Annotated in this window: 19 protein-coding genes and 1 tRNA gene; 11 read left to right on the plus strand and 9 right to left on the minus strand. The window is 69.5% G+C overall.

Annotated elements, in window-relative coordinates; all coding sequences use genetic code 11:
- Window positions 1-2: 2 nt before the first annotated feature.
- Entirely contained in the window at window positions 3-470 is a 468-nt protein-coding gene (locus BN2279_RS17195; RefSeq protein WP_059010532.1) for a GatB/YqeY domain-containing protein, read from the minus strand.
- Between the two features lie 56 nt (window positions 471-526).
- On the opposite strand from BN2279_RS17195, the gene BN2279_RS17200 reads away from it, so the two are divergent.
- From BN2279_RS17200 to BN2279_RS30715, 3 genes are all read left to right on the plus strand, one after another.
- Window positions 527-1,468 (plus strand): metallophosphoesterase, encoded by a 942-nt coding sequence (locus BN2279_RS17200; RefSeq protein ID WP_059010534.1) that lies wholly within the window; start codon window positions 527-529, stop codon window positions 1,466-1,468.
- 45 nt (window positions 1,469-1,513) lie between these two features.
- Window positions 1,514-1,587, plus strand: a tRNA-Pro gene (locus tag BN2279_RS17205).
- A gap of 962 nt (window positions 1,588-2,549) precedes the next feature.
- Window positions 2,550-2,978 (plus strand): hypothetical protein, encoded by a 429-nt coding sequence (locus BN2279_RS30715; protein ID WP_234347970.1) that lies wholly within the window; start codon window positions 2,550-2,552, stop codon window positions 2,976-2,978.
- 69 nt (window positions 2,979-3,047) lie between these two features.
- On the opposite strand, the gene BN2279_RS31525 is transcribed toward BN2279_RS30715, so the two are convergent.
- Together BN2279_RS31525 and BN2279_RS27880 are read right to left on the minus strand one after the other, a co-directional pair.
- Window positions 3,048-3,650: an RloB family protein gene (locus BN2279_RS31525; RefSeq protein WP_159037247.1), complete on the minus strand. Its 603-nt coding sequence runs from the start codon at window positions 3,648-3,650 to the stop codon at window positions 3,048-3,050.
- Window positions 3,647-4,975: an AAA family ATPase gene (locus tag BN2279_RS27880; protein ID WP_159037248.1), complete on the minus strand. Its 1,329-nt coding sequence runs from the start codon at window positions 4,973-4,975 to the stop codon at window positions 3,647-3,649. The genes BN2279_RS31525 and BN2279_RS27880 overlap by 4 nt, the downstream gene beginning before the upstream one ends.
- A gap of 1,114 nt (window positions 4,976-6,089) precedes the next feature.
- Here BN2279_RS27880 and BN2279_RS17220 point away from each other — a divergent pair.
- The gene (locus BN2279_RS17220) at window positions 6,090-6,923 is read left to right on the plus strand and encodes a PIG-L family deacetylase (protein WP_059010540.1); all 834 of its coding nucleotides are present in this window, start codon (window positions 6,090-6,092) and stop codon (window positions 6,921-6,923) included.
- 162 nt (window positions 6,924-7,085) lie between these two features.
- Window positions 7,086-8,867: a hypothetical protein gene (locus BN2279_RS17225; protein WP_059010542.1), complete on the plus strand. Its 1,782-nt coding sequence runs from the start codon at window positions 7,086-7,088 to the stop codon at window positions 8,865-8,867.
- 56 nt (window positions 8,868-8,923) lie between these two features.
- Here BN2279_RS17225 and BN2279_RS29425 read toward each other — a convergent pair whose 3' ends face one another.
- Window positions 8,924-9,079 (minus strand): hypothetical protein, encoded by a 156-nt coding sequence (locus BN2279_RS29425; protein ID WP_159037249.1) that lies wholly within the window; start codon window positions 9,077-9,079, stop codon window positions 8,924-8,926.
- A 160-nt stretch (window positions 9,080-9,239) separates the two neighbouring features.
- On the opposite strand from BN2279_RS29425, the gene BN2279_RS17230 reads away from it, so the two are divergent.
- Window positions 9,240-9,740, plus strand: a complete 501-nt coding sequence (locus BN2279_RS17230) for a MarR family winged helix-turn-helix transcriptional regulator (RefSeq protein WP_234347971.1) — start codon at window positions 9,240-9,242, stop codon at window positions 9,738-9,740.
- A 270-nt stretch (window positions 9,741-10,010) separates the two neighbouring features.
- On the opposite strand, the gene BN2279_RS17235 is transcribed toward BN2279_RS17230, so the two are convergent.
- A complete protein-coding gene (locus BN2279_RS17235; RefSeq protein WP_059010544.1) occupies window positions 10,011-10,265 on the minus strand; it encodes a hypothetical protein in 255 nt (84 codons plus the stop codon).
- Window positions 10,266-10,624: 359 nt separating this feature from the next.
- Between BN2279_RS17235 and BN2279_RS17240 the strand changes: the two genes are divergently transcribed.
- Both BN2279_RS17240 and BN2279_RS17245 read left to right on the plus strand, forming a co-directional pair.
- On the plus strand, window positions 10,625-11,503 hold the full coding sequence (locus BN2279_RS17240; protein WP_059010546.1) for an NUDIX hydrolase: 879 nt from the start codon (window positions 10,625-10,627) through the stop codon (window positions 11,501-11,503).
- Window positions 11,500-12,372: an MBL fold metallo-hydrolase gene (locus BN2279_RS17245; protein WP_079032238.1), complete on the plus strand. Its 873-nt coding sequence runs from the start codon at window positions 11,500-11,502 to the stop codon at window positions 12,370-12,372. Before BN2279_RS17240 ends, BN2279_RS17245 begins: the two co-directional genes overlap by 4 nt.
- Window positions 12,373-12,518: 146 nt before the next feature.
- Here the strand turns inward: BN2279_RS17245 and BN2279_RS17250 are convergent, their stop codons facing one another.
- Complete coding sequence (locus tag BN2279_RS17250) at window positions 12,519-13,193, minus strand: Crp/Fnr family transcriptional regulator (protein WP_059010548.1); 675 nt, start codon at window positions 13,191-13,193, stop codon at window positions 12,519-12,521.
- 383 nt (window positions 13,194-13,576) lie between these two features.
- Here BN2279_RS17250 and nth point away from each other — a divergent pair, with 383 nt between their 5' ends.
- From nth to BN2279_RS17265, 3 genes are read left to right on the plus strand one after another with little or no spacing between them, the layout of a single operon-like run.
- Window positions 13,577-14,323: an endonuclease III gene (gene nth, locus BN2279_RS17255; protein ID WP_104531062.1), complete on the plus strand. Its 747-nt coding sequence runs from the start codon at window positions 13,577-13,579 to the stop codon at window positions 14,321-14,323.
- On the plus strand, window positions 14,320-15,006 hold the full coding sequence (locus BN2279_RS17260; protein ID WP_059010553.1) for an NUDIX hydrolase: 687 nt from the start codon (window positions 14,320-14,322) through the stop codon (window positions 15,004-15,006). Before nth ends, BN2279_RS17260 begins: the two co-directional genes overlap by 4 nt.
- Window positions 15,007-15,019: 13 nt before the next feature.
- Window positions 15,020-16,210: a MarP family serine protease gene (locus tag BN2279_RS17265; RefSeq protein WP_059010555.1), complete on the plus strand. Its 1,191-nt coding sequence runs from the start codon at window positions 15,020-15,022 to the stop codon at window positions 16,208-16,210.
- Window positions 16,211-16,225: 15 nt separating this feature from the next.
- Here BN2279_RS17265 and BN2279_RS27885 read toward each other — a convergent pair whose 3' ends face one another.
- From BN2279_RS27885 to BN2279_RS17275, 3 genes are all read right to left on the minus strand, one after another.
- Entirely contained in the window at window positions 16,226-16,414 is a 189-nt protein-coding gene (locus BN2279_RS27885; RefSeq protein WP_079032240.1) for a hypothetical protein, read from the minus strand.
- Window positions 16,415-16,514: 100 nt separating this feature from the next.
- Window positions 16,515-17,450: an alpha/beta fold hydrolase gene (locus BN2279_RS17270; RefSeq protein ID WP_059010557.1), complete on the minus strand. Its 936-nt coding sequence runs from the start codon at window positions 17,448-17,450 to the stop codon at window positions 16,515-16,517.
- Entirely contained in the window at window positions 17,447-17,884 is a 438-nt protein-coding gene (locus BN2279_RS17275) for a phage holin family protein (protein WP_059010560.1), read from the minus strand. Before BN2279_RS17275 ends, BN2279_RS17270 begins: the two co-directional genes overlap by 4 nt.
- Between the last annotated feature and the right edge of the window lie 72 nt (window positions 17,885-17,956).

Consider the following 17,956-nt stretch of genomic DNA (forward strand, 5'->3'; position numbering starts at 1 on the left):
CGTTACTCCGCCAGGGCCCGCTTGACCGACGCCGCGACCCGGCCGCCCTCGGCCCGGCCGGCGACCTTCGGGTTGACGATCTTCATCACGGCACCCATCGCCCGCGGCCCCTCGGCGCCGCCCGCCCGCGCCTCCGCCACGGCCTGCGCGACGAGCGCGTCCCACTCCTCGTCGCCGAGCTGCTGCGGCAGGTACGCCGCCAGCACCTCCCCCTCGGCCCGCTCCCGTTCCGCCTGCTCCGGCCGCCCACCCGTGTCGAACGCCTCGGCCGCCTCCCGCCGCTTCTTCGCCTCCCGCGTGATCACCTTCACGACCTCGTCGTCGGACAGCTCGCGGGCCGCCTTCCCCGCGACCTCCTCCATGGTGATCGCGGCCAGCGTCATCCGCAGAGTGGCGGAACGCAGTTCGTCGCGCTCCTTGATCGCTGCCGTCAGGTCGTTCTGCAGCCGGGACTTGAGGGTCGTGGTCATGGGCCCATTGTGACAGCCGGTACGTACAGGCTCGCCGACTCTGGGACCATGGACCCATGCGCGCCCGATACCGCATTCCCCTCAACGCCGCCCTCACGGTGACCGCGCTCTCCGCCGCCACAGCGGCGTACGCGGCCGGCTACGAGGTCCGCTCGTTCCGCCTGCGCCGCGCGTCCGTCCCGGTCCTGGCCCCGGGCATGAGCCCGCTCCGCGTCCTGCACGTGTCGGACATCCACATGGTGTCGGGGCAGCGGAAGAAACAGCAGTGGCTCCAGTCCCTCGCGGCGCTCCGGCCGGACTTCGTGGTCAACACCGGGGACAACCTCTCCGACCCCGAAGCGGTCCCCGAGGTCCTCGACGCGCTCGGGCCGCTGATGGAGTTCCCCGGCGCGTATGTCTTCGGCTCGAACGACTACTACGCCCCGGTGCCGCGCAACCCCGCCCGTTACCTGGCCGAGCGCGTCTCCGGCCGCCACGGCCTCAACGGCAACGCGGCGCCCCGCAACGTTCCGCGCAACCCCTGGTGGGAGCTGCGCGATGCCTTCGACCAGGCGGGCTGGGCGAACCTCACCAACACCCGCGCCCGCCTCAAGGCGGCCGGCGCCGAGATCGCCCTGACCGGCCTGGACGACCCGCACATCAAACGCGACCGCTACCACGAGGTCACCGGCGGCCCCGACCGCGACGCCGACCTCGCCCTGGCCGTGGTCCACGCGCCCTACCTGCGCGCCCTGGACGCCTTCACGGCGGACGGCTACCCCCTGATCCTGGCCGGCCACACCCACGGCGGCCAGATCTGCGTCCCGTTCTACGGCGCGCTGGTCACGAACTGCGACCTGGACGCGGCCCGCGTGAAGGGCCTCTCCACGCACGAAACGGCAGGCCACCGCACGTACCTCCACGTCTCGGCCGGCTGCGGCACGAACCGCTACACCCCGTTCCGCCTGGCCTGCCCCCCGGAGGCGACCCTGCTGACGCTGACCCCGCGAGAAAGCTGATTTCCCGTACGGCCAACAGGTCGGCTAGAGTAGTGCCCGCTGCACCGGGGTGTGGCGCAGCTTGGCAGCGCGCTTCGTTCGGGACGAAGAGGTCGTGGGTTCAAATCCCGCCACCCCGACACAGGTCAGAGGCCCATTCGCTTAATCGCGAATGGGCTTCTTTCATGCCTGGGGGCCGAACAGAGGCCGAACGGACCTGGTCAGGCCACCGTGTCGCCCTCTTCGTCGGTCTCCGTGTCCTCCCCTTCCTGATCTTCGGCAAAGATGCCATCCCCTCTGCCCCTGGCGCGCGGTGAGACTCGGAGTAGGCACATGACCGACGACAGGCCCGCATGGGCGCGGCGCATCGCTGTCGAACGAGCGGCCCGTGACTGGTCGCAGCGTGACACGGTCAGGGCGCTGCGGGCGCACGCTCCGGCGGAGTTGCCCGCAGAGGGCAGCATGATTCGCCAGTGGAAGCGCTGGGAGTCGGGGCAGATGCCGAACGACTTCTACCAACCGATCATTGCGGCCCTGTTCGGCACCGTAACGCGCGCGCTCTTCCCAGCACCCACGCGGCGGGACGGGAACGCGGAGATCCTGGCAGCGTCCGGCATGGAAACGCTGGAGATCGTGAGCCGTCTCAACCGGTCCGACGTCGACAACGCCACTCTCGATGCCCTGCGAATCACCACGGACCGGCTCGCCTCGGAGTACCCGTTCATGCCGAGCGAGCAGCTCCTCATAGAGGGGCGGCAGTGGCTCCGTCGTGTCGTCGACCTCCACACGAAGAGCCTCACGCTCGCGCAGCACCGCGAGGTGCTGGCACTGTCCGGTTGGCTGGCACTGCTGGTCGGCTGTGTCGAGTACGACGCGGGCGACCGCCACGCTGCTGAGTCGACGCGACAGGCGGCGCTCTCGCTCGCGACCGAGGCTGATCACGCAGAGGTCGCCGGGTGGGCGCATGAGATGCGGGCGTGGTTCGCTCTCACGACCGGCGATTACCGCGGTGTCATCGCAGCGGCGCTGGCCGGAGCCGAGACGGCGGCGCACCACGGCGTTGCCGTGCAGCTCGCAGGCCAGGAGGCCAAGGCGGGGGCGGTTGCTGGAAGGGATGCCGCACCCCGAGAACCTGGACAACCACTTCGTGGTGGACCCTGCCAAGTTCGACTTCTACGCGATGGACTGCTACCGCCTGGTCGGCGAAGACAAACTCGCACGCACGCTCGCCGAAGAGGTGCTGAGAGCGGGAACAGACTTCGACGGCACCGAGCGCTCGCCGATGCGCAATGCTGAAGCCCGCGTCACGCTCGGAGTCACGGCGGCGCGTGAGGGCGACTTGGATCAGGCACTCATCATGGGCGACCGGGCCCTCGAAGGGGACCGTCAGTCGGTGCCGTCGCTCATCATGACCAGCCGCGAACTTGCCGCTGAGATGAAACAGCGGTACGCCGCCGAACCGGCAGCGAGGGATTACTTGGCCCGCTTGCGAACCCTTGGCAGGGAAAAGCCTGGTTTTCTGCCTCAGTAATTGGGCTGCCTCCATACTTGAACCAGACGCTATCTGGCCTGCGGAGATCGCCCCAACCATCTCGTCAAGCTAACTGGTTTGCTTGGCAGTTACCTGCTCAACTATTCGCCAAACTCTGGTGCTCGGGTTGACACCAGGCTCCGAGCTATTGCCCCTGTCGCGAATTTCCGCCCTGACTACCGCTTCCTCAACGCCATCAGCATAGTCGCTAAACCTTAGCCGAGTCTTATCATAATTCGGCAAGTGCTTCCGCACATTGATTAGTGCATTCCTCGTTGTGATGCTCCCCGGATGCTCACAGAAATGCAACAGTAGCCAGTATTCGAAGCAGGGATTGGAGATCGCCAGATTCACATTCCCCCTCTTCGCTTCTGCTACAGCAGTAGATACATCGAAGTCGTCAACATCAAAAACAGCCCAACATTCGTCAAAATCATCACTATTATTTCGGAATGATGAGGCCGCTTTCCTTACGACATGCAGCGGGGACCGCGCATCCGTATCGACCTTGATGGTGACGTTAGGGCTGCGAAAGTGATCCCGCATCCCGTGAAAGTAGTCCTTCTCTGTCTTTACTCCACCGCAGACAATGAGAAGCCTCTTTCGCAACTCTCGGCGAGCCCTGTCGGCTGTTCTCCTCGAAGGAGAGGATCTTCGAAAGTTGGGGCTCACGCAGTATCCCTTCCCCCTGATGCTACGTTCTCGAAGTCTCGTTGATTAATATACGGAACGGCCCCGACGGCTCCGCCGAGATAGCGCTTTTCCCAGTTCAAGCCTGCACGCGGTTTGAAGTCGGTCAAAGGATAGAGCTCCGTACTTCCAGTACTAGCATCCTTCTGCGTGAACCAAATCTCGTCGCGCCGCAGCAACTCTTCGCCACCATGCCTGCCCATGAGAGAAGCATCATGAGTCGTAAAAATCAACTGAGCGCCGGTGCCGTTCGACTCGGCGTTCTGGAAAAGGCGAATCATTTGGGCTAGCAATAGAGGATGAAGGCTTGTATCCAGCTCATCAACAACAAGCGTCCACCCATTTTCCAAAGCTCTCACAACAACACCTGAAATATCAAACCAGGTCTTCGTGCCGCGAGACTCTTGAGAAAGAGTGAAATCCATTGGGGTCTCACCCAGGTGCTTGAATTGCACCAAAATCTCAGACTCCAAGAGATTGCGCAGTCCAGCAGTTAGTTCCGGAGGTGTCCCCCTGTAAAGGATTGCGGTTCGACCACTCCTGTCCCTGCGGATCGTAAGCGATCCATCTTCTACTAGATTCTCAGTATCTTCCTCGAAGTGGAATGTCGAAACATCCTCGGCTCGCGTCTCCTCAATCCCCAGGTCTGCAGCCTTCAAAAGGCTCTGAATCCGCGGAGCCATAGCAGCATCGAGCAAGACTTCGCGAGTGATATGCCGTTGTAGCTGACGACTTTCGTCCTCATCACTCACGAACCATAGAGATTCAGAGAACCAAGCGAATACAGCTGCGGCTTCAGATTGCTTGGCTTTCGCGGCACTAGACAGATAGAGGCTTTTACTGTCCGTGATTTCTTTCAGTAGATTGGCGCGAGCCGAGGCAAAACTCGGACCAAAATAATACTCGTCCCCTTCTCGCTCAAACAGTATCCGCTTCTTCTTTTTAGGAAAGGAGTGAAGCCACTCCTCCACTACCCTCTCTTGAGTCACAGAAAAGCCGTACACATACCGCACACCCTGAACAAGCAAGTCAACGCTAAACGACGATGGCTCATCCTTTGAGGTGTCGTCAAGCAAGAACGGTTCAACGCGGATGCGACCGCGCGTCTTCCAATCGGAATGGTCGAGTACCGCGTCATGCATAAAGCGCAGCCCGCGCAACAGGTTGGACTTGCCTGACGCATTGGCTCCATAAACCGCGGCCACGTTTAGGGCAGGTTCCTGCTGGCCTCCGTAGACGGCCCGCAGGTCGAACTCTTGCGGCTCCTTCAGGGACCTGAAGTTGGCAATCCTGAAGTTGAGCAACATCGTCTTCCTCGTCTCTAGCTGCATCCCCTGCTTGTGAACAAGTGAATTGCACGGATGGCGCTGAAGCCACACTATGACTGCTGGGTGCGTGCGTAAAGATGAACCCGCTCAACGGCAGCCGTCCGAGTGACCTGCCGGCGGTCTGCCGACCTGGCCCACTTCCTCGGAGCGCTCTGGTACGCATCCCCGGCAAGGCTGCCGGGGGCAGGCACGAGGCTCAAGCGCTGACCTGCGCTGACGGGCAACGCTGCGACGGGGCGCTGAACCAACACTCTGGGCTGCCTGACGTCTGAGATGATCCGCTACTGGCCCCTCGGGCATCGGTGCTGTCTGTCCCTGTCGGCAAGAGGCCTTCACAGGCTCCTCTCATCCAAACCGACCCTAGGCGCCACCGCTGCGGTGCCTACCAGCCTCGCCGGGGGCCAAACAGGGGGCCAAAAGCGGCGCCCTGTTGCCGACGGCTATGGACGCCTGTGGACTCTGCCGGAGGCCGTTCGGCCAGGTCGGTGACCGGAGACGCAGGCCACCCGGCGGCTGCTCGCGTTCGGGACGAAGAGGTCGTGGGTTCAATCCCGCCACCCCGACAGAGAAACACCAGGCCAGGGGCCTGACCTGCTAAGGCGGGTCAGGCCCCTGAGTGGTTTCTCGCCCTGTCCGGGGAGCCGTCAGGGATGCGTGTTCGTGTAGCGGCGGACTCACACGACCGGCGCGGGTGGGAACCGAGGCGACCTGGCAGCGCCAGTGGAGCTGAGAACTGCGGCAGCAGTGGGCGAGGATGCTTCGTACACCGCGCGGCCACGCGCTGTATCGAGGTTCATGAGAGCGGCAGCGTCGCTCATGGCGACGATCGGGGCGCATACGGGCGCGCCGTCGCCGGAAGGTCGCGACTGTTCGCCGTCCGGCCCGGCGGGTGGTCGAGCCACCTCTTCGGGGACTGAGGCGACGGGCCGTGAGGCCCCGATGCTGGGACGTGCTGCCGCGGCGGGAACAGGGGGGCCGGTCGGTGCTGTTGCATCGATTGAGGGGACGGTGCTGTGCGGGCGGAGGGTCGTCCGTTCTGGTACGCCTGCCGTGCGCTCGGACCAAGACGTACTTCTGCGGGAGGACTTGTTACATGACTGACCGGCCCTTGACGCTCATGGCGGTGCACGCTCATCCCGACGACGAGGCCACCGGAACCGGCGGGGTCCTCGCGCGGTACGCGGCGGAAGGCATCCGCACGGTTCTCGTGACGTGTACCGACGGCGGTTGTGGTGACGGACCGGGGGGCATCAAACCGGGCGATCCCGGGCACGATCCGGCGGCGGTCGCCCTGGTGCGCCGTAAAGAACTGGAGGCGAGCTGCGAGGTCCTGAAGGTCAGCGACCTGGAGATGCTGGACTACGCCGACTCCGGGATGATGGGCTGGCCGAGCAACGACGCCCCCGGTTCCTTCTGGCGGACCCCCGTGGAGGAAGGCGCGGCCCGGCTCGCGGAGCTCATGCGGCACTACCGGCCCGATGTGGTCGTCACCTACGACGAGAACGGCTTCTACGGCCACCCCGACCACATCCAGGCCCACCGCATCACGATGGCGGCGGTGGAGATGACCGAGCTGACACCGAAGGTGTACTGGACCACGATGCCCCGCTCGGGGATGCGGCGGTTCGAGGAGATCATGCGCGAGTTCTATCCGGACATGCCGGAGCCGGACCCCGCCGAGGCAGCCGCGATGGCCGAGATCGGCCTTCCCGACGACGAGATCACCACGTGGGTGGACACCACCGCGTTCAGCGGTCAGAAGTTCGACGCGCTGGCCGCGCACGCCAGTCAGGGCGAGAACATCTTCTTCCTCCGGATGGGCAAGGAGAGGTTCGGCGAGTTGATGGGCATGGAGACGTTCCTGCGCGTCCAGGACACCACCGGCGCGGCCGTACCCGAGAACGATCTCTTCGCCGGACTGCGCTGACCCACCGCCCGGGGCGGAGCCCGGGAGAGCGGTGGCCGGTACCGGCCGGTGCGGTCCAGCCCGGCGGATTCGGGCTGGATCGCGGGGTGTTGAGCCGTAGACTTCGGCCGTCAACGCCGACGAGGTCCGGCCGACGCGCGTGCTCGCGGGGGAGGAGATCGCATGCAGGACCCTTCGGACCCGGGGGAGATCGCTGAGCCTGAGGAGAACGGCCGGAGCGATACCGCCGACTCACCTGCTGCGGACGATCCGACGTCCGACCCGGACACCGACCCGGCGACGGCGTCGACGGTTCTGGCGGAGGTGCTCCCAGGGGTGGCCGTCGTCGCCGGTGAGGTCCCGCCGGAGCTGAAGCCGGATCTGATCGACTTCGGGATCGTGCCGGCTGCCGACCGCGAGCAAATCTCGGCGATCCTCGCCTCGATCGGGAACGCGGCGACCGTGATCGGCAATCTCGGGAACGCGTTCGTCGGCGTGCGGGGGCTCTACAGGATCGGCGACACGGCACAAGCCCTGCTGAAGAGCGGCGCGACGCTCGCCGTCAAGGACGGCGGGAACCTCGGAACGGTGATGGTTCCCGGCCGCATCCTGCATGCGGCCCGCTTCTACCCCGTGGAAACGGTGAGCAAGGCGCAGACCGCGGCCTCGATCGGGCCGGCGCTGGCCATGGTCGCCCTACAGGTGATGCTGAGCGCGGTCTCGGGTCTCGTCAGGACCAACCTCGCGGTGACAAGCCAGGTGCTCACCACCCTCCGCAAGGAGCAGTGGGCCGAACTGACGGGCCTCGTCGCCGCCATCGATCGCGCTGTCGACCAGGCGCGAGAGATCGAATCGGTCCCGACGTCCCTCTGGGAGGACGTCGCGGGCAGCGGAGCGCTGCTGCAGAAGCAGCTCGAACTCTACCGAGGGAACGTACGCGACCACGTCACGCGGATCGGTCGGTCCGACGCACGCCACCATCGTGAGTATCTGCGGACGAACGCCGAGGCGATCACCTTCGACGCCCACGCCCTCCTGTCCTCTCTCAAGGCTTGGACCGGGTATCACGCGCTCCGGGCCGCGAGGGCGAGAGCGGCTGGGCGCGAAGACGCCGCCGAGGCGCAGTATGCCGAGGTCATCGCCCGTGACACCCGCGCGGAGTTCGACTCCGCTCTCGCCGCGTCGACGAGGCTCATCGACGCGCTGGCGCGGGAGCTGCGGATCACCGCCGAACTCCCCGGCCCCGACGCATGGCAACTGCCGGGGAAGCGGAAGGACGTGAAGGCAGCCCGCGGAATCTCCGCCCGTCTCCTGGAGGCGATCGAGCCTCTTGCCGACGCCCTCCACCCGCCGGCCCCTCCGCTCAAGGCTCCGGGCGTCGTCTGCACACCCCGGTCGCTGGATCTCGCGCCGTACCTGCGCATCCTGCGATGGCTCCTCGCGGACGGCGAGACGCTCCGTGTCCTCGGCTTCCCCGACCAGCTCGACGCCCTCGGTCCCCTTTCCGCGATCGTCGGCGGAGCGAAGGAGAAGCTGGCGGTGGTGAGGGACAGAGCCGCGGCAAGGACACTGGTCGCCGTCACGGACCGCCGCGTCATCACGGCCAGGACGAACGCGTTCCTGGAGCAAGCCGAGATCCGGCAGGACATCCCGCTCGATCACGTGCGATACGTCCGGGCGACGACCACACAGGACAGAGGTGCGCGCTTGGCGATCGACCTCATCACGCGCGACGAGGACATCCGGTGGCTCTTCCCCGCCGACGTGGACACGACTCAGGTGGACGCGCTCGCCGCCGTACTCGCCGAGTCGATGACGATCCCGGACGCCGAACGCGAAGAGCTGCGACGCCGGCACCACGCCGCCATCGAGGCGGGCGAGAAGAGCGAGAGTACTGACACGAGGTCTACCGAACCGACTGACCGGTTCGCGGCCGGGGCTGATGGGGGAACAACCACCGCGTGATCACCGGAGGCCGTGTGGCCTCCGAAGCCGATGCGGCGGACGTGGGCCGGCGTCCCTCACCGCGCGGGGTCGTCCGGGGGTTTGTGGTCGGGGTGGTGGCGGGTGTGCCAGGTGTTCACGAACAGGCGTTCCGCCGGGGTCAGGTCGTTGTGGACGTCCGTCGGGACGTCGTCCACGTACCACGCCGTGCCGGGGGCGTCTCTTATACACATCTCCGAGCCCACGAGACAGGCAGAAATCTCGTATGCCGGCTTCTGCTTGTAAAAAAAAAAAAAAAGAATAGACGATACGTGTTCGTATGTAATTTTGCACGTGCTCTGCTAGATTGGGGAGGGCGGGAACGAGACGGCCGGGGAGGCGTTCTCGCAGGAGTTGATCAGCTCGCTGATGGCGGCGTCACGGCTGGTCGTGGCGATGTCCGCGCGGGCGTTGATCACCGTGGACGAGACGCTGACCTTGACGCTGCCGCAGTTGCGCGGGCTGGTCGTGCTCGACACGAGCGGGCCGGTGCCGCTCTCCGCGCTGGCGCGGGATCTCGGCCTGAGCACCGCCACCGCGCTGCGCATGGTCGCGCGGCTGGAGTCCGCCGGGCTGGTGGAGGGACGGATCGAGCCGGACGCCGGGCCGGAGGTTCTGTTGCGGCTGACGCCCGCGGGGGCCGAACTCGTGGCCGGCTTCTTCGCGCACCGGCGGCGCGAGATCGCCGTGCTGGTCGACCGGCTGCCCGCCGACACCCGGCGCGGACTCGCCGAGGGCCTGCGGGCGTTGACCGCCGTCGCCGACGCCCCGGACCTGCCGACGGTGGCACGGTTCAGCGACGTGCTGGCCGTGCCCGACGGCGGCGGCGACACGGGCGAGCGCGGGTCTTTCTGACCGGGGGAAGGAGCACACGCGTCGTCCCGTCCGTACGTTCCGCGCGGGCGTTCCCGGTCGGCCGCGCCGTCGCGCGGGGTGGGGCCTGGCTCTTATACACATCCCCGAGCCCACGAGACAGGCAGAAATCTCGTATTTCGTCGGCGGAGTCGTATGGGGCCAGTCGCGGGGGGAGGACCTGGGTCACCGTGGCCAGGGTGCGGAGTTCGTCGATCACGATGTCGAAGTCGTGGTCGCCGACGAGGACGAGTGTCTCCATGGCGGGCCGCCTCAGAAGCGCCGGGGCTGGTTGTCGGTGCCGCTGCCTTCCGGGTACGCGCTCGTCGGCACGGGTGGTGCCGTCGTGCCGAGGCGGGGGGCCGCGGTGGACGTGGGCACGACGGTTCCGCGGCCGGGCATGTCCCAGCGCTCGCCGTCGCGCCGGGTCGGGTCGGCGACGACGTACACGCCGCCGGGCGTCGCCGGCGGGGAGGCGGCGGCCGGGGCGGCCGTGGCTCGTTGGTTGATACCGAGATCGCTTGCCATGGGAACTCCCGTGTCGCGGCGGGGCGGGCGGAGCGCGGTTCCGCGGTGAGGGCTGGGACCGACATCCAGTACCCGGACATAAGCCGCGTATTCCCCCGGCGGGTCGTTCCGGGGAACGGGTCTGGCGCGGTCACGTCGGGCCGGTTACGGTGACGCGGTGAACGGTGCGGGGGAGGGCGGGAACACATGTCTGGACGTGGCGGAGAAGAGGGCGGTGGGAAAGTGACGGGGGACCGGGAGTGGGTAACAGGGGAGAGTGCTGAAGGTCAGTCAGTGGAGAGAGTCTTCTACCCCGCCCGCCCAGCTGTCTCGCCACTCGCCTCTCCTCCGCCAGCGTCGTCTGTGTATAAGAGCCAGGCATGGAATCGAACGCCGGCCGGTGGTTCCCGGCCGACTGGCCGGGGCGGATCCGGGCCTTCGTGCGGGGGGAGCTGACGCCCGTGGAGGCGCGCCCGGCCGCCACCGTGATGTTGCTGCGGGACGGGCCGGCCGGTGTCGAGGTGTACCTGTTGCGGCGCCGCGCGTCGATGGCGTTCGCCGGCGGGGCGTACGCGTATCCGGGCGGGGCCGTCGATCCCCGGGACGTGGCGGCGGTCGGCGCCGGGGGCGCGGTCGTCCGGGCGGCGGTCCGGGAGACGTTCGAGGAGGCGGGGGTACTGCTCGCCGGGGACCCGTCCGGCGGGATCGTCGCCGACGTCACGGGCGAGGACTGGGAGGCGGACCGGGCGGCGCTGGTGGCGCGGGAGCTGTCGTTCACCGCGTTCCTGGCCCGGCGCGGGCTGACCGTGCGCACCGACCTGCTCGGGCCGTGGGCGCGGTGGATCACGCCGGAGTTCGAGGAGCGGCGGTATGACGCGGGGTTCTTCGTCGCCGCCCTGCCGCCGGGGCAGCGCGGCCGGAACGCTTCGACCGAGGCGGACCGCGCGGTCTGGATCCCCCCGCGCGAGGCGCTCGCCGGCTACGAGCGCGGTGAGCTGCTGATGCTGCCGCCGACCGTCGCGACGCTGCGCGAGCTGGCGCCCTGCGACACGGTCGCGCGGGCCCTGGCGGCGGCGACCGCGCCCGCCCGCGAGGCGACCGCCGCGCTGCCCGTGATGGCACGGGTCACACTCGTGGGAAACGAGGTGGTGGTGAGCTGGCCGGGGTATGACGAATTCGAACGTCGCGTGCCCGTGGCGGCTCCGGACGGCCCGGGCCAGGCACATACTCGGCATTTCGAGGGGGAGCGGACATCATGAGCGAGTCACTGCGGGCGGGGGAGACTCCCGAGGAGGCCCCCGGCGGGGCCCCGGTGGCGCCGGGGCGGCCGATGCCCCAGCCGCCGGACGGCCCCATCACCGAACGGGCCACGGCGGTGCGGGCGCCCAACCCGTCGCCGATGACGCTGGACGGCACCAACACGTGGGTGCTGGCCGAGCCGGGCTCGGACCTCGCCGTCGTCGTCGATCCGGGCCCCGACGACGAGGGCCACCTGCGGAACGTGCTGGACACGGTGGCGAGCGCCGGACGCCGCGTCGCGCTCACGCTGCTGTCGCACCACCACCCGGACCACGCCGGCGGCGCGTTCCGTTTCGCGGAGCTGACCGGTGCGCCGGTGCGCGCGCTCGATCCGGCGCTGCGGCTGGGCGACGACGGGTTCGTCCAGGGCGACGTGATCACCGTGGGCGGTCTGGAGCTGCGCGTGGTGCCGACGCCGGGGCACACGGCGGACTCCCTGTCGTTCCACCTCGTGGCGGACGGCGCGGTCCTCACCGGGGACACGGTGCTGGGCCGGGGCACCACCATCGTGGCGCACCCCGACGGCCGGCTGGGGGACTACCTGGACTCGTTGCGCAGGCTGCGCGCGCTGACCGTGGACGACGGCGTGCGGACGATCCTGCCGGGGCACGGCCCGGTCCTGGGCGACGCCCAGGGCGCCCTCGACTACTACCTGGTGCACCGCGCGAAGCGGCTGGCGCAGGTGGAGACGGCGGTGGAGAACGGGTTCCGCACGCCGGAGGCGGTCGTGGCGCACGTGTACGCCGACGTGGACCGGGGGCTGTGGCCGTGGGCCGAGCTGTCGGTGCGGGCCCAGCTCGACTACCTCGGCGAGCACGGGCTCCTCTGAACACGGTCCGGGCCGGGAGCGCGACCGTGGGGGCGACACGTGGGTGTAGCACGCACCCGGCCCGTTCCACCGCCGCCTTGACCGCGGGGTGGAACGCGCCGGGGTACGCGCGGCCGGAGGTGCGGCCGGTCGCCGGGAGGACGCCGCTACCGGGAGCGGCGGGCCAGACGCTCGATGTCCAGCAGGATGACCGCGCGGGCCTCCAGCCGGAGCCAGCCACGGGCCGCGAAGTCGGCCAGCGCCTTGTTCACCGTCTCGCGGGAGGCGCCGACCAACTGGGCCAGCTCCTCCTGCGTCAGGTCGTGCACGACGTGGATCCCCTCGTCCGACTGGACGCCGAAGCGGCGCGACAGGTCGAGCAGCGCCTTGGCGACGCGGCCGGGGACGTCGGAGAAGACCAGGTCGGACATGCTGTCGTTGGTCCGGCGCAGCCGGCGGGCGACCGCGCGCAGCAGCGCGGCGGCGACCTCCGGACGGGCGCTGAGCCAGGGCTGGAGGTCGCTGTGCCCGAGGCCCAGGAGCCGCACCTCGGTGACCGCGGTGGCGGTGGCGGTGCGCGGGCCCGGGTCGAACAGGGACAGCTCCCCGATCAGCTCACCCGGACCGAGCACTGCCAGCATGTTCTCCCGGCCATCGGGAGAGGTGCGGTGCAGCTTGACCTTTCCGTCGGTGACGACGTAGAGCCGGTCGCCCGGGTCTCCCTCGTGGAAGAGGGTGTCGCCACGGGCCAGCGTCACCTCGGACATGGAGGCGCGCAGTTCAGCGGCCTGCTCGTCATCGAGCGCCGCGAACAGCGGGGCTCGCCGCAGAACGTCGTCCACGTGTTCCTCTCCTTGTCGGCCGGGGTTCGGCAAGGTGCGGCAAAGGGGCCGCCCCTCATGATGCCGGACACCTCGGCAGTGCTATCAGTCACAAGTTTGACCTACCGGGACTGCCGCGCCCACGCCAGGTCCCCTTTCGCCGGCCGATTCCTCGGTGGGCCGGGCGAATGTCGGTGGGGCCGTTTACGCTGGCCGGGTGGTCAACAGGCACGTGGTGCGCATGAGACAGGACGTGACCACGATGCGAGAGAGGGAGGGCCGGGCGGGTGAGCGCAGCCCAGGATTCCGCTGAGAGCGAACGACCGGCGGCCAGGCGGGTGAGCGGGGCGACCGCGGTGAGCGCCGCCCCGGGCCGGGCGGCGAAGCCGGAGACCCGGCTCGGCATGGTCCGCAGAGCCCGGAAGATCCACCGGGTGCTGGCCGACGTCTATTACTACGCGCACCCCGAGCTCGACTTCGAGAACTCGTTCGAGCTGCTGGTGGCGACGGTCCTGTCCGCCCAGACGACCGACCTGCGGGTGAACCAGACGACCCCCGCGCTGTTCGCCGCCTATCCCACCCCGGAGGACATGGCGGCGGCCGACCCGTCGGCGCTGGAGGCGATCATCCGGCCGACGGGCTTCTTCCGCAGCAAGTCCAAGGCGCTGATAGGGCTGTCGGCCGGGCTGCGCGACCGGTTCGGCGGCGAGGTCCCCGGCCGCCTGGAGGATCTGGTGACGCTCCCCGGCGTGGGCCGCAAGACGGCGCACGTCGTGTTGGGCAACGCGTTCGGCAGGCCGGGCATCACCGTGGACACGCACTTCCAGCGGCTGACGCGCCGCTGGAAGTGGACGGAGCAGAAGGACCCGGAGAAGATCGAGGCCGATGTCGCCGCGATCTTCCCCAAGAAGGACTGGACGATGCTCTCGCATCGCGTCATCTTCCACGGCCGCCGCATCTGTCACGCCCGTAAGCCCGCGTGCGGTGCCTGCCCCGTCGCGCATCTGTGCCCCTCCTACGGCGAGGGCGAGACGGATCCGGAGAAGGCCAGGAAGCTGCTGAAGTACGAGATGGGCGGGCAGCCGGGCCAGCGGCTCAAGCCGCCCGCCGACTACCCGGGCAAGCCCGCCCCGCCCCTAGGAGCCGCATGACCAGTGCCCGCGAGGCCGACCGCGCGCCCATCGGCCCGGACGAGGTCCCGGACTGGCTCCGGCCGCTGGCGGTCGCGGCCCGCACCATCAGGCCGCGCCAGCTCAGCCGCTTCCTGCCGCCCCCGTCCGGCGGCCGGCCGGCGGCCGTGCTGGTGCTGTTCGGCGAGGGGCCCGAGGGCCCCGAGCTGCTGCTGCTGGAGCGGGCCACCAGCCTGCGCGCGCACGCCGGGCAGCCCTCGTTCCCCGGCGGCGGCCTCGACCCGGAGGACGGCGACCCGGAGGGCGAGGGCCCGCTGGTGGCCGCCCTGCGGGAGGCGGAGGAGGAGACGGGCCTCGACCCGACCGGGGTGCGCGTCTTCGCCACCCTCCCGAAGCTGTACATCCCGGTGAGCGACTTCGTCGTCACGCCCGTCCTCGGCTGGTGGGAGCGGCCGTCGCCGGTGGCGCCCGTGGACCCGGCCGAGACGGCCCGCGTCTTCACCGTTCCCGTCGCCGTGCTGGCCGACCGGCACAGCCGCGGCACGGCGATCCACCCCAGCGGGTTCCGCGGCCCGGCCTTCGAGGTGGCGGGCACCCTGGTGTGGGGCTTCACCGCCGGGGTGATCGACCGCGTCCTGCACTACGCGGGCTGGGAAGCGCCCTGGGACCCTCACCGGGAGATCTCGCTCGACCACAGGGCGTGAGACCGTATCGGGCATGAACGGGCTCGACATCCTGCTGCTGCTCGCCGCCGTCTGGTTCGCGGTGGTGGGGTACCGGCAGGGGTTCCTCGTCGGCGTGCTCTCCGTCACCGGCTTCCTCTGCGGCGGGCTGCTCGCCGCCCAGGCCCTCCCGCTGGTGTGGCGGGAGGCCCGCGACGCGGGCGAGCCGGCGGTGATCGGCGCGGTCGGCGCCGTCGTCGTCTGCGCCACGGTCGGCCAGGCCCTCACCACCCACCTGGGCAACCGGCTGCGGCGCCACATCACCTGGTCCCCGGCCCGCGCCCTGGACGCCACCGGCGGCGCCCTCGTCCACGTGCTGGCCATGCTGCTCGTCGCCTGGCTGCTCGGCTCCGCCCTCGCCACCACCACGCTGGGCACCGTCGGCCGCGAGGTCCGCGGCTCCCAGGTCCTGCTGGGCGTCTCGCAGGTCGTGCCCGAGCGGGCCGACGGCTGGTTCACCGACTTCGGCTCGGTCCTCGCCGAGCAGGGCTTCCCGCAGGTCTTCTCGCCGTTCGCCACCGAGCCCATCACCGAGGTCCCGCCCCCCGACCCGGAGGCGGCGGACGGCCGGGCCGTCGCCGAGGCGAAACGGTCCGTCGTGAAGGTGACCGGCACCGCCCCCGGCTGCGGCAAGGTCCTGGAGGGCACCGGCTTCGTCTTCGACGACGGGCGGGTGATGACCAACGCGCACGTCGTCGGCGGCGTCGCCGAGCCCACCGTGCAGGTCGGCGGCGAGGGCCGGATCTACCGGGCCCAGGTCGTGCTCTACGACTGGGAGCGCGACGTCGCCGTCCTCGACGTGCCGCGCCTGGACGCGCCGCCGCTGGAGCTGAGCGACGGGGACGCCATCACCGGGGACGACGCGGTCATCGCCGGGTTCCCCGAGAGCGGCCCGTACGACGTCCGCCCGGCGCGCGTCCGCGAACGCTTCCAGGCGGAAGGCCCCGACATCTACCACCGGGGCACGGTGAGCCGCGACGTCTATGCGCTGTACGCGACCGTCCGCCCCGGGAACTCGGGCGGCCCGCTCCTCACGCCGGACGGCGAGGTGTACGGCGTGATCTTCGCCAAGTCGCTCGACGACGACCGCACCGGGTATGCCCTGACCGCCGACGAGGTCCGCGAGACGATCACGCGGAGCCGCACCGCCGACCGACCGGTCGACAGCCAGGGGTGCGCTATGTGAGTCCTCGGCGGCGGCTCAGCCGCGAGGATGCCGCAGCCGCACGCTGACCCAGCGTGCGCGTCGGCGCAGGATATCCGGAAAACCGATGTGGGGGTCCACCAAGGGGCCGCCCTGGATCCGCCCGACGGCGCCGCGCGCCCGGGCGGCGGCGCCATCGCCGCGTCGATCACGTACCACGTCACGGTAGTCGTGCGTCCAGCCCATACCCACGTCCCTGCCCGGGCTCCAAGGTCAGTAACCTCCCGGGAGCGAACTCGGTCGGCCTATGCCGGAGGCAGGTCGCGAACGGGCCGGGCGCGCCGTTCTACCGGTCCGGTTCGGGGTCCCGCAGCCAGTCGATCAGCTCGGTGCTGAACGCCACCGGGTCCTCCTCGTGCGGGAAGTGCCCCAGGCCGTCGAAGAGCCGCCAGCGGTAGGGGGCCTCGACATACTCGCCGGAGCCGGCCGAGCTGCGCGTGCGCATCACCGGGTCCAGCGAGCCGTGCAGGTGCAGCGTCGGCACCAGCACCGGCCGCTTCATCCGCCGGTTGAACTGCACCCCGTCCGGGCGGACGATCGAGCGGATCAGCCACCGGTACGGCTCGATCGCGCAGTGCGCCGTGGACGGGATCGTCATCGCGCGCCGGTAGACCATCACATCGTCGGATTCCGGCTGGCGCGGGCCCGACCAGTCGCGCAGCAGGCGGCCGACCGCCTCCGCCTCGTCGGCGACGAGCTGCCGCTCGGGCAGCCAGGGGCGCTGGAACCCCCACACGAAGGCGCTGGCGGCGGTCTGCCGCGGGTCGCGCAGCATCGACGCGCGCCAGCTCCGCGGATGCGGCATCGAGACGACGGCGAGCCGCCGTACGAGCTTGGGCCGCATCACGGCGGCCGTCCACGCCAGATACCCGCCCAGGTCGTGCCCGACGAGCGCGGCGTCCGGCTCGCCGAGGGAGCGGATCACCCCGGTCACGTCGAGCGCGAGGTTGGCCGGGTCGTACCCGCGCGGCGTGCGGTCGCTGCCGCCGACGCCGCGCAGATCCATCGCCACCGCCCGGAACCCGGCGCCGGCCAGCGCGGTCAACTGATGCCGCCAGGCCCACCAGAACTGGGGGAACCCGTGGAGCAGCAGAACGAGCGGGCCGTCGCCGATCTCCGCGATGTGGAACCGCGCGCCGTTGGCGGCGACGTCCCGATGCGTCCAGGGACCGTCCCGGAGGATGACCGAGGACCGCGTCCCCGACTGATCGGGATGGGTCATGGGGCGGAGCCCGCCCTGTCCGCCGGAACGGCCCGCGGGTGGGGCTTGACGTGGGTCAGCACGGCGGCCGACGACTGGGCGGACCGGACGGCACGCCCCGAACTGCCCAGGCGGCCGAACTTCCGCACCGCGAACACGACCAGCCCCGCGGTCGCCGCGAGGTACACCCCGCCGACGAGCGCCAGGGTCACGCCGATCGGCCAGCCCCACCACTCGTGCAGCCCCTCCGCCACGGCGAAGCTGAGCAGCGCCAGCGCGAACAGGGCGAGCACGGCTCCCACGGCGACCGCGATGATGCCCCACAGGGCCCGCTGCACGTCCTGCTTGATCTGGGCCTTGGCCAGGGCGATCTCGTCCTGCACCAGCCCGGACAGCTCTTCGGCGGCCGAGGCGACCAGCTCCCCGAGACTGCGGCCCTCTTCCGCTGCGCTCATCGCGTTCTCCCTCTTTCCTCTCCCGGAGGCGGATTCTGTTGTGGTGCACGTGACAGTAGTGGCGCGAGGGTG

The sequence above is a fragment of the Streptomyces specialis genome, assembly GCF_001493375.1.
In the GTDB taxonomy this organism is placed as follows: Bacteria; Actinomycetota; Actinomycetes; order Streptomycetales; family Streptomycetaceae; genus Streptomyces; species Streptomyces specialis.

Excerpts from the sequence above, each read along its gene's own strand:
- BN2279_RS17195 (WP_059010532.1), bottom strand. The coding sequence starts at position 470 with ATGACCACGACCCTCAAGTCCCGGCTGCAGAACGACCTGACGGCAGCG.
- BN2279_RS17200 (WP_059010534.1), top strand. The coding sequence starts at position 527 with ATGCGCGCCCGATACCGCATTCCCCTCAACGCCGCCCTCACGGTGACC.
- BN2279_RS27880 (WP_159037248.1), bottom strand. The coding sequence starts at position 4,975 with ATGTTGCTCAACTTCAGGATTGCCAACTTCAGGTCCCTGAAGGAGCCG.
- BN2279_RS17220 (WP_059010540.1), top strand. The coding sequence starts at position 6,090 with ATGACTGACCGGCCCTTGACGCTCATGGCGGTGCACGCTCATCCCGAC.
- BN2279_RS17225 (WP_059010542.1), top strand. The coding sequence starts at position 7,086 with ATGCAGGACCCTTCGGACCCGGGGGAGATCGCTGAGCCTGAGGAGAAC.
- BN2279_RS29425 (WP_159037249.1), bottom strand. The coding sequence starts at position 9,079 with ATGTGTATAAGAGACGCCCCCGGCACGGCGTGGTACGTGGACGACGTC.
- BN2279_RS17235 (WP_059010544.1), bottom strand. The coding sequence starts at position 10,265 with ATGGCAAGCGATCTCGGTATCAACCAACGAGCCACGGCCGCCCCGGCC.
- BN2279_RS17240 (WP_059010546.1), top strand. The coding sequence starts at position 10,625 with ATGGAATCGAACGCCGGCCGGTGGTTCCCGGCCGACTGGCCGGGGCGG.
- BN2279_RS17245 (WP_079032238.1), top strand. The coding sequence starts at position 11,500 with ATGAGCGAGTCACTGCGGGCGGGGGAGACTCCCGAGGAGGCCCCCGGC.
- nth (WP_104531062.1), top strand. The coding sequence starts at position 13,577 with ATGGTCCGCAGAGCCCGGAAGATCCACCGGGTGCTGGCCGACGTCTAT.
- BN2279_RS17260 (WP_059010553.1), top strand. The coding sequence starts at position 14,320 with ATGACCAGTGCCCGCGAGGCCGACCGCGCGCCCATCGGCCCGGACGAG.
- BN2279_RS17265 (WP_059010555.1), top strand. The coding sequence starts at position 15,020 with ATGAACGGGCTCGACATCCTGCTGCTGCTCGCCGCCGTCTGGTTCGCG.
- BN2279_RS27885 (WP_079032240.1), bottom strand. The coding sequence starts at position 16,414 with ATGGGCTGGACGCACGACTACCGTGACGTGGTACGTGATCGACGCGGC.
- BN2279_RS17270 (WP_059010557.1), bottom strand. The coding sequence starts at position 17,450 with ATGACCCATCCCGATCAGTCGGGGACGCGGTCCTCGGTCATCCTCCGG.
- BN2279_RS17275 (WP_059010560.1), bottom strand. The coding sequence starts at position 17,884 with ATGAGCGCAGCGGAAGAGGGCCGCAGTCTCGGGGAGCTGGTCGCCTCG.